The 13,130-nt window shown below is 66.5% G+C and carries 12 protein-coding genes; 5 read left to right on the top strand and 7 right to left on the bottom strand.

Annotation, left to right across the window (positions count from 1 at the left end; translation table 11 throughout):
• Positions 1-123 precede the first annotated feature (123 nt).
• The 7 genes from VSR71_RS30170 to VSR71_RS30140 form a co-directional block, all read right to left on the bottom strand.
• Positions 124-2,277 carry a phosphocholine-specific phospholipase C gene (locus VSR71_RS30170; RefSeq protein ID WP_342917233.1) on the bottom strand — a complete coding sequence of 718 codons (2,154 nt, stop codon included), beginning with the start codon at positions 2,275-2,277 and terminating at the stop codon, positions 124-126.
• 72 nt (positions 2,278-2,349) lie between these two features.
• Positions 2,350-2,538 carry a hypothetical protein gene (locus tag VSR71_RS30165; protein WP_342917232.1) on the bottom strand — a complete coding sequence of 63 codons (189 nt, stop codon included), beginning with the start codon at positions 2,536-2,538 and terminating at the stop codon, positions 2,350-2,352.
• Positions 2,539-2,595: 57 nt separating this feature from the next.
• Complete coding sequence (locus tag VSR71_RS30160; RefSeq protein WP_428979476.1) at positions 2,596-4,650, bottom strand: LamG-like jellyroll fold domain-containing protein; 2,055 nt, start codon at positions 4,648-4,650, stop codon at positions 2,596-2,598.
• Between the two features lie 179 nt (positions 4,651-4,829).
• Positions 4,830-5,633: an ABC transporter permease gene (locus tag VSR71_RS30155; RefSeq protein ID WP_342917231.1), complete on the bottom strand. Its 804-nt coding sequence runs from the start codon at positions 5,631-5,633 to the stop codon at positions 4,830-4,832.
• Positions 5,634-5,638: 5 nt separating this feature from the next.
• Entirely contained in the window at positions 5,639-6,475 is an 837-nt protein-coding gene (locus VSR71_RS30150) for an ABC transporter permease (protein WP_342917230.1), read from the bottom strand.
• Between the two features lie 6 nt (positions 6,476-6,481).
• Positions 6,482-7,339 (bottom strand): ABC transporter ATP-binding protein, encoded by an 858-nt coding sequence (locus tag VSR71_RS30145; RefSeq protein ID WP_342917229.1) that lies wholly within the window; start codon positions 7,337-7,339, stop codon positions 6,482-6,484.
• A gap of 147 nt (positions 7,340-7,486) precedes the next feature.
• Positions 7,487-7,984, bottom strand: a complete 498-nt coding sequence (locus VSR71_RS30140) for a winged helix-turn-helix transcriptional regulator (RefSeq protein ID WP_342917228.1) — start codon at positions 7,982-7,984, stop codon at positions 7,487-7,489.
• A 269-nt stretch (positions 7,985-8,253) separates the two neighbouring features.
• Between VSR71_RS30140 and VSR71_RS30135 the strand changes: the two genes are divergently transcribed.
• From VSR71_RS30135 to VSR71_RS30115, 5 genes are all read left to right on the top strand, one after another.
• Positions 8,254-8,898 carry an isochorismatase family cysteine hydrolase gene (locus VSR71_RS30135; protein WP_342917227.1) on the top strand — a complete coding sequence of 215 codons (645 nt, stop codon included), beginning with the start codon at positions 8,254-8,256 and terminating at the stop codon, positions 8,896-8,898.
• A complete protein-coding gene (locus VSR71_RS30130) occupies positions 8,895-10,472 on the top strand; it encodes an aldehyde dehydrogenase (NADP(+)) (RefSeq protein WP_342917226.1) in 1,578 nt (525 codons plus the stop codon). Before VSR71_RS30135 ends, VSR71_RS30130 begins: the two co-directional genes overlap by 4 nt.
• Before the next feature lie 106 nt (positions 10,473-10,578).
• The gene (locus VSR71_RS30125) at positions 10,579-10,881 is read left to right on the top strand and encodes a hypothetical protein (protein ID WP_342917225.1); all 303 of its coding nucleotides are present in this window, start codon (positions 10,579-10,581) and stop codon (positions 10,879-10,881) included.
• 36 nt (positions 10,882-10,917) lie between these two features.
• Positions 10,918-11,508: a VOC family protein gene (locus tag VSR71_RS30120; RefSeq protein WP_342917224.1), complete on the top strand. Its 591-nt coding sequence runs from the start codon at positions 10,918-10,920 to the stop codon at positions 11,506-11,508.
• A gap of 267 nt (positions 11,509-11,775) precedes the next feature.
• The gene (locus tag VSR71_RS30115; protein WP_342917223.1) at positions 11,776-13,119 is read left to right on the top strand and encodes an epoxide hydrolase; all 1,344 of its coding nucleotides are present in this window, start codon (positions 11,776-11,778) and stop codon (positions 13,117-13,119) included.
• Positions 13,120-13,130: the final 11 nt, after the last annotated feature.

Raw genomic sequence — 13,130 nt, 5'->3', positions numbered from 1 at the left:
TACAAAAAACGCCGCGATAGCGGCTGCAAGGCCGCGTGCAACGCGGTCTTGCCGGAATGTTGTCTTGTCAAGGAAGGGGCGGCGCGCGCGGAATGCCCGCTGCGGACCGCCCCGGGGCGAGCGTCAGCCGGCCGCGCCCATGGCCGGATCCGATACGCTGTCCTTGCCGGTCTCGATACGCCCGGCAAAGCGCCGCGTGAAGCCGCCTTGCGACGCGGTCACGGTGAAGTCGTACCAGTTGCCCTGCAGTCCTACCGGCCAGTGCTGCTGCAATTGCTTGCCGCCCGGCACCTCGAAACTCCACGGACCGTCATTGCGGTAGGCATTGGGCCGCACGGTGAAGGTGCAGGTGGCGCTGCCGGTGTTGATCAGATCCAGGTAGACCGCGGCATTGGCGATGTCATAGCAGACGCGGATCTCGGGCGCGCTGGCGCCCGCGGCGCCGGCCGCGGCAACGTCGCCGATGAAGGCGCGATGAAAGCCGTTCGGGCCGAGCACCCACAGGTCGTACTTGCCGGCGTCGCTGGCGAAGACATCCCAGCTGCCGTGCAGTTCCTTGCCTGGCTCGACCATATAGCGGCGCGGCACGCGGTCCAGGTGCAGGCGGTCATAGACGTGGTAGACCGCGGCGGCCTTGCCGGTGTTGGCGAACAGCAGCCGTACCACGCGTTCGCGGGCGTCCTCGCGGGCGCTGACATGCAACTCGTACGGCAATGCCCGCGACGGACGCGTGCCGCGCTCCTGCGGAGGCATCGGCTGGGTGCCTGCCGGGGGCAGCGGCACCTGCGGCAGCACGCCCTGCGCGGTGCGGATGGCATCGGCGCTGGCCTTGTTGCGGCTGGGCAGCGAGGGCAGCGGGTTGGCGTTGGGGTTGACGAAGTTGAAGGCCGAGACCAGGTCCCCCGCCACCGCGCGGCGGAAGCTGCTGATGTTGCTCTCCACGACGCCAAAGCGGGCCTCCAGGAAGCGCAGCACCGAAGTATGGTCGAACACCTGCGAGTTGACCCAGCCGCCGCGGCTCCAGGGCGACACCACATACATCGGCACGCGCGGGCCGGGGCCGTACGGGCGTTTGTCGACGTGGTACTCGGCCGCCAGTTCGCCGGTGGCCAGCGTGGTCGCGCCGGCCAGCGCGTCGCCGTCGTAGGCGGGGGCGCACGGCGGCGGCACGTGGTCGAAGTAGCCGTCGTTCTCGTCGAAATTGATCAGCAGTACGGTCTTGCTCCAGACCGCGGGATTGGCGGTAAGCGCGTTGAGCACCTCCTGCGTGTACCACGCGCCCTGCACCGGGCTGGACGGCCCGGGGTGCTCCGAATAGGTGGCCGGGGCCACGATCCACGACACCTGCGGCAGCGTGCCGGCGGCAACGTCGTCGCGCAGTGCCTGCAAGAAGCCGCCGTCCGGCATGGTGTTGGCCACGCCCTTGAGCAGCGGGCTGATGGCATCGTCGGCACTGGTGTACGGTGGGTAGGGGCTGCCGTTGGCCTGGTTGCCGCGCGCGGCGTTGGCGTCGCGATATTGCTTGAATCCCGCGAGCGGGTTGTCGGTGAAGTTGTCCGGCATGTTCTGGTAGACCTTCCAGCTGACGCCGGCCGCGTTCAGCCGCTCGGGGTAGGTGGTCCAGGTGTAGGGCGTGTTCGAGCCGGTGAAGGAGTCGCCGCTGTTGTCGATCACCGGGCCGCCATGCGTGCCGGCCGGATCGTTGGTGCCGGTCCAGTGGAACAGCCGGTTCGGGTTGGTGCCGCCGTGGAAGCCGCAGTGGTAGGCATCGCACAGCGTAAAGGCATTGGCCAGCGCCATCTGGAAGTCCAGCTCGGCCTCGGTGTAGTAGCCCATCGACTGGGTCTGCTTGTAGGTGGGCCACTTGTTCATGCGGCCCAGGTCCCATGCAGCCTGCGCATCGGGATAGGAGTGCGGCGTGCCGCTGACGCGCTGCGCATTGCCCGCGCTGCTGTCGAGGTGGTAGGGCAGCACGGTGCGCGTGGTGCTGCCGTTGGTATAGGTCTGCTGCCAGACGTTGAGGCCGCCTGCCAGCGGGATCGGGAAGCGGTCGCCGAAGCCGCGCACGCCGCGCAGCGTGCCGAAGTAGTTGTCGAACGAGCGGTTCTCCTGCATCAGGATGACCACGTGCTCGACGTCGCGGATGGTGCCGGTGGCATTGTTGGCGGGGATTGCCAGCGCGCGGCGGATTGCCGGCGGGAACGCGGCCAGCGCGGCGGTCGCGGCGGCGCTGCCGCCGGCGAGCTTGAGGAAATTGCGTCTGCTATGCGAATTCATTGAGTTCTGGGCCGGATGGGTTCAGGATGGGCGGCGAGGCGGGAGGTGAGGCGGGCGGCTGCCTGCGTCAGCTCAGGGCGCGCAGCGTAGTTGCGGCGTGACTGCTGGCGGCTGGCCGGGTTCGTTGCCGCCACTGCCCGGGGTGCCGCCGGGCGTGCCACCCGGCGTGGCCGGGGCCGGGCTGTCGCCGGAATCGCCGCCGCAGGCGGCAAGCGCCAGGCACAGCAGCAGGGCGGCCAGCGTGGAAGATCGGAGAGTCATGGTGTCGTGCTCCTGCAGGGACGGGGCGCCGGGGCGCCCCGGAGAGTTGTCGGCGGATCAGGGGTTCAGCGTGGACAGCGGCTGGCGCGCGCCGGTGATGGTTTTCAGCTCGTCGAGCGTCAGCACCCGCGTCCACATCGCCAGGTCGTTGAAGCCCATCACGCCCTTGAGCGCGCCGGGGTTGTTGCCCACGTAGTTGTGCGTGGCGTCGTCGTTGACGCCCCAGCCGGTGCCGAGCCCGGCGAGCCTTGTGACATCGGTATTGGCGATGGCCTTGTTCTCGGTCTTCTGCAGGCCCAGCACCGGGTCGATGACGTAGGCACTGAAGCGCCTGGCCACGGCATCGACCGACAGCGCCAGGTAGGCCCACTGGTTGGCCGATACCTTCATGCCGTTGATATCGTCGCGCTTGCCGCCGCTGCCGAGGTTGAAGCGGAGTTCGCAGCTGCCGAACAGGCCGATGGCAATGCCCGGGTTGCTGCCCGAGAAGTAGTTCTTGTTGGCCAGCACCGGCGCACCGGTGCCGTTGCCCTGGGTGCAGTCGGTGCGGAACCAGAAGCCGATGGTGAATTGCGGGCTCAGCGCGATGTCGGCGCCGTTGTGCACCAGCTTGTAGGCATCGACATTGGAATCGACCCGCAGCGACTTGCCGGTGAAGTTGTCGTCCGCAAGCGAGCCGCCATCGGTGCCGGCAACCCACGGACCGAGCGTTGCGCCGCCCTTGCTGTCGGCGAACGGCTTGCTGTCCATGCTGAAGTACGTGGCCAGGCCATCGCGCAGCGTGGGCGCCAGCGTAACGGGTTTGACGTAGTGGATTTGCGCCAGGTACGACACCGGCACGTCGTTGCGTACCAGCGTGTAGTTGAAGCGGTACAGGCCGGTGGGCATGTCGAAGGCGCTGTCGGTAAACTCGCGCGCCCCCGGCGCCAGCGAAGCCACGACCACGCCGTCGCGCAGCACGCGCGTGGTGCCGAAGGATTCGGTGGGGTTCTGCCAGCTCAGCGTGATGGCGTCGCTGTAGCGGCCCACACTTGCGCCGATCGCCCGCACGCCGGCAGCGGCCGCCTGCAGCGGTGCGCCATCGAGCCGGCTGGCGGCGGGGTCGGCGGCCACGCCGGCGTGCGCGAGCATCGTCGGCACGAGATCGGCCTCGGACGGCAGCGCCGACAGCTCTGCCGCGGTGATCGGTGCGGCGGCACCGGGCCGGGCCAGCGCGGCGTTCAGCATCTTGTTGGTGGCGAAGAATGCGGTGCGGTTTTCCACGGACGGCGCCGTGGTGGCGGCGCCGGTGGCATCGAGGCCGTGACTGGTGGTGACCAGCACCAGCCAGTCTTCGCCCGGCTGCGCCTGGCGGCGCGCGGCGACGGCGGCCACCAGTTCACCCAGCGCCTTGTCGGTGTCGACGAGGGCGCGCGCATAGGCGCCGCCGCCGAACCCGCCGATTTCCGCTGTGGCAGCCGGAGCGCTGAACTGCGCAAACACCACGCCATAACCGGATTGCAGCTGGCGCAGCGCGTTCTGCGTGACGCAGCTGTCCACGCCCGCACAGTCCACCAGCGTATCGAGCGCGCCGGATTCCTGTTCGGCCTTGAGCAGGACCGGCAATACCGTCGAGCTGGTCACGGCGCCTTGCTGCAGGCCGGGCTTGCCGGCGTCGCGCAGATGGCGGAAGAGGGTGGGCGCCTGCAGCGGCGTGCTGCCGGTGTCGTCATCGACGCCGTGGCGGTTGACCCAGGTGCCGGTCAACACCGTGGCCCAGCTGGGCGCGTCCAGCGTCGATTGCGCGGTGACGGTGCCAGGCACGCCGCCGGTAGCGGCCGGCACCACGTTCAGCTGCGCCAGGTTGGGCAGCTCGCGCCGCAGGATCGCGCCCTGTACCTGCGCATAGGTGGCGCCGTCGATGCCTACCAGCAGCACGCGCGGGCCGCCCTGGCCCGCGGGCGCCGGCGCCGTGGTCACGGTGTCGGCCGGCGCGGGCCCGCTGGCCGCGGTGTCATCGCCGCCGCACGCCGAGAGTGTCGCGGCCATTGCCGCCGCCAGCGCGGACAGCGCCGCCCCGGCGCGCACGCGCCCGTTGCCGTGTGCGCCGCGCGCTGCATGCTTTCCTGCCATTTGTCATTCCCCTGTGAGTCTGCGTTGTTCTGCGCCGGCGGCCGGTGCCGCGTGGCGGATTGCGCTCCCCGCAATGCGCTCGCAGAGTAAAAACAGGGGTTGTCACCGTGGTGACAGAGGGGGAAAGAATGCTGATGCCGCTATTCGGATTCTTGCGGGTATTGCAAACGAAGGGGGCTTCAGCTGCCGGTGGAGGCATAGCGGCGCAGCCCGACGCGCCATGCGCCCATCGCCATCGACAGGAAGACGAAACCCGCCAGCGGCGATACCAGACCGGTCCACGCGGGCGCGCCGAGCGGGTCGGGCTTGCCCAGGATCGCCAGCGCGGGGTAGTAGGCGACACAGGCCAGCGGCACGGCAAAGGTCAGCACGTAGCGGAACCAGCGCGCATACAGTGCCAGCGGATACTGGGTCGCCTGGACGCCGCCGTAGGTCAGCACGTTGGCGATCTCGAGGCTCTCGACGGTCCAGAAGGACAGCGTGCCCTGCAGCACCAGGATGCCGAGGAACAGCGCCACGCCGCCCGCGACCGCAAGCAGCGCGATCGCGACGGCTGCCGGGGTCCAGTCGATGCCGGCCTGGGCCGTGGCGTATGCCAGAACCATCAGCCCCTGCAGCAGGCGTCCCAGCCGGCTGATGCGCACGTCGTGCCCCATCAGTTGCAGCGCCAGCGGACGGGGCCGCAGCAGCAGGCGGTCGAATTCGCCGGTGCGCAGCAACGTCGTGCCCAGCACATCGAAACCGCGTCCCAGGGCATCGGCGATGGCAAACATGCAGTTCACCAGCCCGTAGAACAGCGCCACCTCGCCCAGGCTCCAGCCCTGTACGTCGCCGAAGCGGTGGAACAGCGCCCAGACCGCGACCACCTCGACCGCGGTGACGAGGAACTGCCCCACGGTCAGCAACAGTGCCGAGGCCGGATAGCGTGCCTGGCCACTGAGCGAGGCCATCACCAGGCGGACGAACAACGAGAGCGAGCTCATGCGCTTCACCCGCCCTGCACGTCGAGCCGGCGCATCGTGCGGCCCATCGCCGCATGGCCGAACGCGACCAGCAGCACCGTCCACGCGCCTTGCAGGCCCAGCCCGGCCAGCATCGCCGCACCATCCAGCTGGCCGAAATAGATGCGCGCCGGAATATCCATCACGCCCGCCAGCGGCTGCACCAGCAGCGCGGTCTGCCAGGCATCGGGCAGCAGCGCCAGCGGCAGCAGGTTGCCGGAAAACACGATGACCACCGGTGCCGCCAGCGTATTGATGCCGCGCTCGTTGAGCGCCGCCGCCGCCGCGATATTGAGCAGCATCACCAGCGAGGTCGACAGCAGCAGCGCGAGCAGCGCCGAGGCGATGAAGCCGGCGCCAGCCGCCAGGCCGGCAGGCGGCTGCCAGGCCCATTCGGCCAGCCCGGCCAGCGGCAAGGCAACGGCCGCAAAGGCCAGCATCAGCGCCACGCGCGGCAGCACGCGGGCAGCGATCCAGCCGGACGAGCGCGCGAACCACAATGCGTAGGCATCCACTGGCCGCAGCCGGTCGTAGGCCACCGCGCCGGTGCGCACCGCCAGCGCCACCTCGGGATCGCCCATCCACGGCAGCAGCACCAGCAGGCCCTGCGCCAGCCAGGTATAGGTGATGGCCTGCGCGAGCGACATCGGCGCATCCGCGGCCGCCGCGCCGCTGTAGAAGGCCACCAGGATCATCACCTTGATCCCGCCCCACCAGCACTGCGTGACGAATCCCGCATAGGCCGCCACGCGGTACTGCAGCAGCTGCAGGAAGCGCGACCGGAACGCGGCGAGATAGGGGCGCGCGAGCTCGCGCGGCGCCATCACGGGTCAGGCCTCGGCCGCGCCGTGCATCGCATAGAAGCGCGCGATCACGGCCTCGATGGTCATGCCTTCGTCCTCGGCGTCTTCCGGCAGCCCTTCGTCCAGCCGGCGCGCGGCCACGACCTGCGCGCGCAGCGCCTCGACGCCGCAGTCCGCCAGCATGCGGCCGTGGCCGATCACGATCACGCGCCGCGCCAGCGCCTCGATGTCATGCATGTCATGCGTGGTCAGCAGCACGGTGGTGCCGCGCTCGCGGTTGGCGCGGCGCACGAAGTCGCGCACCGCAAGCTTGGAGGGGGCATCGAGGCCGATGGTCGGCTCGTCCAGGAACAGGATGTCAGGCTCATGCAGCAACGCCGCGGCGATCTCAGCGCGCATGCGCTGGCCCAGCGACAGCTGCCGCACCGGCTGGTCGAGCAGGCGCTCCAGGTGCAGCAGCGCCACCAGTTCGTCGCGCGTGCGGGCAAAGCGCACCGGATCGACCCGATAGATATCGCGCAGCAGCGCAAAGCCGTCGCCGACCGGGAGGTCCCACCACAGTTGCGTGCGCTGCCCGAACACCACGCCGATGCGTGCCACGTGCCGCTCGCGGTCGGCGAACGGCACCCGTCCGTCGATTTCCACGCGCCCGCCGTCGGGCCGCAGGATGCCGGCGAGGATCTTGATGGTGGTGGACTTGCCCGCGCCGTTCGGGCCGATAAAGCCCAGCAGTTCGCCGCGCTCCAGTTCGAACGAGACGCCGGAAAGCGCCTCGACGGTGCGATGGCGCGGCCGCACCAGCGCACGCAGCGCACCGGCGATGCCGGGGTCGCGCTCGTGGATGCGATAGGTCTTGCGCAGCTGGCTGACGGCGATTTGTGGCATGGGCGGGGGGGCGCTGGGAAGGGCGGGGGATTCTACACGAGCGCCCCGCGCGCACCTGGCGCGGCCATTCAAGCGAGACAGCAAACGGCCTGCAGGGGGACTCGCCGCAGGGTCCCCCCCGACCGCCTGAGGCGAGACATCGGACGCCTATTTCTCCTTGGAGGCAGCGCGTCGTTCTGCGCGCTCCGTCGCAAATTGGCTGCCAAGCGATGCATCCAGGTCTTCCCGCCGCACCTCGATCCCGCACTGAGGACACACACTGGCGAGACCCACATCGTGGCCGCACTCACGATGCACAAAGTGCATGGCGACTTCTTCCCCGTCGTCTTTGCACCATGTTTCTCCCCACGCCCGCAACGCGTAGACGACGGGATAGAAAGCCCATCCTTTCTTGGTCAGCCGATACTCGTAACGCAGTGGCTTCTCGTTGTACGGTTGACGCTCAACCATGCCATCCGCCTCGAGCGCCTTCAAACGGGTAGCGAGCATTTGAGGCGTCGCGTTCGTCTGGATCTGTATCTCGTCGAAACGCGTTTCACCCATGTACAGCTCCCGGAGCACCAGGACAGTCCAGCGATCGCCGACGATATCCAGCGAACGTGCCACCGGACACACTGTATTTGCCTTCTCCGTCACACGTACCACGTCTGGTCTCCGTAGTTGCTATTAATTTCATAGTAGCACGGGTGCGATCTCACATCCCCCTATTCAGATTCGAGCTGCCCGCAACTGCGGCTCATTCGCCGCTCGCCCGTGGATCGGCTCTAAGTCTCTGTTTTTCTTGACACTATGATTTTCATACCTATACTTCGTCGTACCGATACGTGAGACGTCACGCATCAAGCGACCCAAGCAGTCCGGCGCCACTGCGAAACACGATTTCGATCGCACTATCTTCTGAATGGAGAACCGAAATGACTAACCCTGTGTATCGCGCGGAGCGAACCGGCCTGTTGCTGGTGGACCCGTACAACGATTTCCTCTCTGATGGCGGCAAGCTGTTCCCGATGGTCAAGGACGTCGCCAACGAGGTCCGACTGCTCGACAACCTGCGCGCTTCGGTAGCGGCAGTACGCAAAGCCAACATCCAGGTGTTCTACGTACCGCATCGTCAGTGGCAACCCGGTGATTACGACGATTGGGATCACCCGAATCCGACGCAACGCCTCGTGCAGAAGCGTCACACCTTCGCAAAGGGCACGTGGGGCGGTGAATGGCATCCGGACTTCGTACCGCAGGACGGCGACATCATCATCCAGGAACACTGGGGCCAAAGCGGCTTTGCCAACACCAACCTCGATTTCCAGTTGAAGCAGCACGGCATCACGCACGTGATCGCCGTCGGCCTGCTGGCGAATACCTGCATCGAGTCGACGGCCCGCTTCGCCATGGAGCTTGGCTATCACGTCACGCTCGTGCGCGATGCCACGGCAGCCTTCTCCAAGGAAATGATGCACGCCGCGCATCACCTGAACGGACCGACGTTTGCCCACGAAATCCTGACGACGGCCGAACTGGTTGCCGCCCTGGCCGTGGTATCGCAGGAGGGCGCAGCATGAACCTCACTGGCAATCTCCTGATCGGCGCGCGGGACGTGGGCGCCACGGCGGGCACCATGCAGGCGCTCAATCCCGCGACCAATCTCAAGCTCGCACCAGATTTCGCATTCGGTGCTCTCGACGAGGTCGACCGCGCGGCGCAATTGGCTGACGAAGCGTTCGACAGCTACAACAACACGAGCCTTGCGGTACGGGCAGGCTTCCTGGAGCGCATTGCCGAAGGGCTCGATGCCAATGCACCGGCACTCGCCCAACGCGCAGCGCTGGAGACCGGTCTGCCGGCCGCGCAGCTCGAAGCGGAAGCCGCCAAGGCGGCCATCCAGTTCAGGCAGTTCGCCGCGGTCGTGCGCCAGGGGCGCTTTCGGCAGGCAACGATCGATCCCGCGCAACCTGGGCGCCAACCGCGCCCGCGCATGGATCACCGGATGCAGAAGATCGGGCTGGGTCCGATCGCGATCTTCGGCGCGAGCAATTTTCCTATCTCATACTCGGTCGCTGGCGGTGATACCGCATCGGCGCTTGCGGCGGGCTGCCCAGTCATCCTGAAGGCACACAACGCCCATCCCGGCGCGTCGGAAATCATGGGCCGCATCATCCAGCAGGCCGTGAAGGACGCTGGCCTGCATGAAGGCGTGTTTTCACTGCTGCGTGGCGACGGCGTTGCGATCGGCGAGGCGCTGGTGGACCATCCGCTTATCAAGGGCGTGACGTTCACGGGCTCCGAGACGGGCGGTATGGCGCTATACCGCCGTGCCCAGCAGCGCCCAGACCCGATCCCGGTCTTCACCGAGATGACGAGCGTCAATCCTACCTTTGTGCTGCCCATCGCGCTGTTTGAGCGCGGCGGCGAGATTGGCGACGGTTTTGCCGAACGCATGCTGGTGAACGTGGGTCAGGCCTGCCTGAAGCCCGCGATTCTGCTGGCCATTGACGGTCTCGGCTACAGCCAGCTCAAACAGGCAATGATCGCCCGCGTCAGCGCCATGCAGGCGCGCACGATGCTCACACCGGGCATCAACCACGCGTACCTGAGGAACGTGGAGCGCCAGCTCGCCGCGGGCGCAGAAGAAATCGCCGCGGGAGCCACACCCGCAGGCGAATGGGACGGCCAGTCATTCCTGTTCGAGGTCGATGGCGCACGCCTGCTTGAAGAGCCGGCGCTACTCGAAGAAGTATTCGGTCCGGCCGCGCTGCTGGTACGCGTGAAGGATGACGAGCAGCTGGTCGCGATCGCAAGGCGCTTCCGCGGTCAGCTCTCGGCGACGATGCATATCGAGCGCGCAGATCATGTGCTTGCGGCCCGCCTGCTGCCGATCCTTGAACGCCGCACCGGCCGCATCGTCATCAACGCGTTTGCGCATCCGCAGGAAGTGTCCTACGCATCGATCCACGGCGGCCCGTTCCCGGCCACTTCGGATAGCCGCTTTACGTCGGTCGGCATGAGCGCGATCGAGCGTTTCCTCCGACCGGTCTGCTACCAGGGCTTTCCCGACGAGCTGTTGCCCGAAGCATTGCAGCATGACAACCCGCTAGGCCTCTGGCGCCTGACGGATGGCGACCTGTCGAAAGCCTGATCGGGTCGCAGGCAGCGCGAACGGTGCCAGTACCCGGCCAGCGCCGCAATGGCGCGGGCCACGAAATCATCGTACGCCGCAACCATTTACTGATAGGAGATCCCCCATGCAATTTCTTGTACTGGTCTCACTCGCTGTCCCCGCTCCCCGACAGGCACCCACACGCGACGAGCGCGAAGCCGAGTCCGAAGTTATCCGCCACCTCTATGCCGACAGCATCGTCAGGCAGATCTGGCTGCGGGGCGATGGTGGCGCATGCATCGTTGCCGAGAGCGACGATGCGGAGAGCCTCCGGACCAGATTTTCCAACTTGCCTTTGGTGAAATCCGGGTTTCTTGAACCCCCAAAGGTCATTGCACTGAAGCCGTATGCCGGTTTTGGCCCGACCCAGCCGACGCCATTCCTTTGAAGGAGTTCAATTGTGAAGACTATTGCCACTAATGACATGAAGCTCGAAGTCGTTGTGATCCCCGTTTCGGACGTGGATCGCGCCAAGCGCTTCTACGGCGGCCTGGGCTGGAAGCTCGACGCCGACTTCACCAAGGGCGAAGCGTTCCGGATCCTGCAGTTCACGCCTCCGGGCTCGCCGTGTTCGATTCACTTCGGTACGGGAATCACGTCGGCGTTGCCGGGTTCGGCGCAGGGACTCTATCTCGTCGTGTCCGACATTCAGGCTGCGCGCACCGAGCTCGTCGATCTCGGTGTCGACGTTAGCGAAGTGTTCCACCGTGGCGTGGGGGAACCTCCCCAGAGTGGCCCGCATCCGCAGCGGCAGACCTACTCGTCGTACGCCACCTTCCGCGACCCGGACGGAAACGGTTGGCTGCTGCAGGAGGTCACCGCGCGATTGCCCGGACGCGTGAATGCGGACACGACCTTTGCCTCGTCGACGGAACTCGCGGCAGCGCTCCGGCGTGCAGCGGCCGCGCACGGCGAGCACGAAAAGCGCAACGGCGGCAAGCACGATGAGAATTGGCCGGACTGGTACGCCGAGTACATCGTCCGGGAGCAATCTGGCCAGGAACTGCCGGCGTAAGCAAAGGTGCCCCACGCTGCCCGTCGAAGAGGCGGGCGTAGAGCGCCAGACTTTTCGCGTCAGGGTGGATCGGCAGGTTTAAAGGCCGGGCGGTGGGTTGTCGCGTGCGCGCCATCGCCTTGCCAACATTCAGCTTCGCGGTCAGCCTGAAGCCCCTCAGCGCGCTGGCAGATGGAGCTCATGGCTATGACGCCAATCCCAGCCACATCAATACGCTAACGCTAACAGAGCGCGTCGCAGACTCGCGCTCTTATTCGGAAGATCACCATGCTTAAATCATCGTCAGTGCCAACCCGGCGGCGCCTTCTTGCATCGGCCGCGGCTGTACTTGGCCTTACCCTGGCCACTGCCTTCAGTCATGCGCATGCCGTCCCGGCTGCTGGCCAGGCCTCCGCGGCCCAGCGCGCAACGGCTGAAAACGAGTCGATCCGTCCTTTCCCGAAGATCCATGTGTCGCAGGAAACCATTGACGAGCTTCGTCGGCGGATCGCCGCAACGCAATGGCCGGAACGGGAGACCGTTGCAGACTCCTCGCAGGGCGTGCCACTCGCGACCATGCAGAAGCTCGCGCGCTATTGGGCGACGGATTATGACTGGCGAAAGGCGGAAGCGAAACTGAATGCCTTTCCACAGTTCGTCACGACCATCGACGGGGCTGACATCCACTTCATCCATGTTCGCTCGAAAGAGCCCAATGCGCTTCCATTGATCATTAATCACGGTTGGCCCGGCTCCGTGCTCGAACAGATCAAGCTCATCGGATTGCTGACGGACCCGGTCGCTCATGGCGGGAAGGCGGAAGAGGCGTTCGACGTCGTCATCCCGTCGATGCCGGGCTACGGCTTCTCGGCAAAGCCGACGAGCACAGGCTGGGGGCCCGAGCACATGGCCCGTGCCTGGGCGGAGCTGATGCACCGTCTCGGATATAAGCAATACGTGGCTCAGGGCGGCGACTGGGGTGCGTTTGTCGTCGATCAGATGGGCTTGCAGGCTCCCGCGGGACTGCTTGGCATCCACACCAACATGCCCGCGACGGTTCCAGCCGACGTCGACAAGGCGCTCCAGATCGGCGCTCCCGCGCCTGCCGGTCTGTCAGCGGAGGAAAATCGTGCCTACGAGCAGCTCGCCCTTACGTTCAAGGCAGTGGACTACGCACGGATAATGGGATCGCGTCCGCAGACGCTCTACGGCATTGCCGATTCACCCGTGGGCCTCGCCGCCTGGCTTCTCGACCACAATGATGCGGACGGCCAGCCAGCCGCGGCGGTCGCCTCGGCCCTGGACCGGACCACGAGCGCCACAGGCGAACTGACGCGTGATGAAATCCTTGACAACATCACGTTGTACTGGCTGACCAACACCGGAGTCTCCGCATCTCGTCTCTACTGGGAATACAAGGGCGGCTTCTTTAATGCCAAAGGCGTCAAGATCCCTGTGGCAGTGAGCGTGTTCCCCGGCGAGCAATATCGGGCGCCGCGGAGCTGGACAGAGAAGGCGTACTCCAACCTCATCTACTACCACCAGGTTGAGAAAGGCGGCCACTTCGCCGCATGGGAGCAGCCGGTGATCTTCGCCCAGGAGCTCAGGGCGGCATTCAGGTCGCTGCGCTGAACTCGTGGACG

The sequence above is a fragment of the Cupriavidus oxalaticus genome (assembly GCF_038900635.1).
Taxonomy (GTDB): Bacteria; Pseudomonadota; Gammaproteobacteria; order Burkholderiales; family Burkholderiaceae; genus Cupriavidus; species Cupriavidus oxalaticus_B.
Note: the sequence above shows the minus strand (reverse complement) of the source record. Positions and strands in the feature narration are given on the sequence as shown.

Coding starts and splice junctions, on each gene's coding strand:
- VSR71_RS30170 (WP_342917233.1), bottom strand. CDS start 2,277: ATGAATTCGCATAGCAGACGCAATTTCCTCAAGCTCGCCGGCGGCAGC.
- VSR71_RS30165 (WP_342917232.1), bottom strand. CDS start 2,538: ATGACTCTCCGATCTTCCACGCTGGCCGCCCTGCTGCTGTGCCTGGCG.
- VSR71_RS30160 (WP_428979476.1), bottom strand. CDS start 4,650: ATGGCAGGAAAGCATGCAGCGCGCGGCGCACACGGCAACGGGCGCGTG.
- VSR71_RS30155 (WP_342917231.1), bottom strand. CDS start 5,633: ATGAGCTCGCTCTCGTTGTTCGTCCGCCTGGTGATGGCCTCGCTCAGT.
- VSR71_RS30150 (WP_342917230.1), bottom strand. CDS start 6,475: ATGGCGCCGCGCGAGCTCGCGCGCCCCTATCTCGCCGCGTTCCGGTCG.
- VSR71_RS30145 (WP_342917229.1), bottom strand. CDS start 7,339: ATGCCACAAATCGCCGTCAGCCAGCTGCGCAAGACCTATCGCATCCAC.
- VSR71_RS30135 (WP_342917227.1), top strand. CDS start 8,254: ATGACTAACCCTGTGTATCGCGCGGAGCGAACCGGCCTGTTGCTGGTG.
- VSR71_RS30130 (WP_342917226.1), top strand. CDS start 8,895: ATGAACCTCACTGGCAATCTCCTGATCGGCGCGCGGGACGTGGGCGCC.
- VSR71_RS30125 (WP_342917225.1), top strand. CDS start 10,579: ATGCAATTTCTTGTACTGGTCTCACTCGCTGTCCCCGCTCCCCGACAG.
- VSR71_RS30120 (WP_342917224.1), top strand. CDS start 10,918: ATGAAGCTCGAAGTCGTTGTGATCCCCGTTTCGGACGTGGATCGCGCC.
- VSR71_RS30115 (WP_342917223.1), top strand. CDS start 11,776: ATGCTTAAATCATCGTCAGTGCCAACCCGGCGGCGCCTTCTTGCATCG.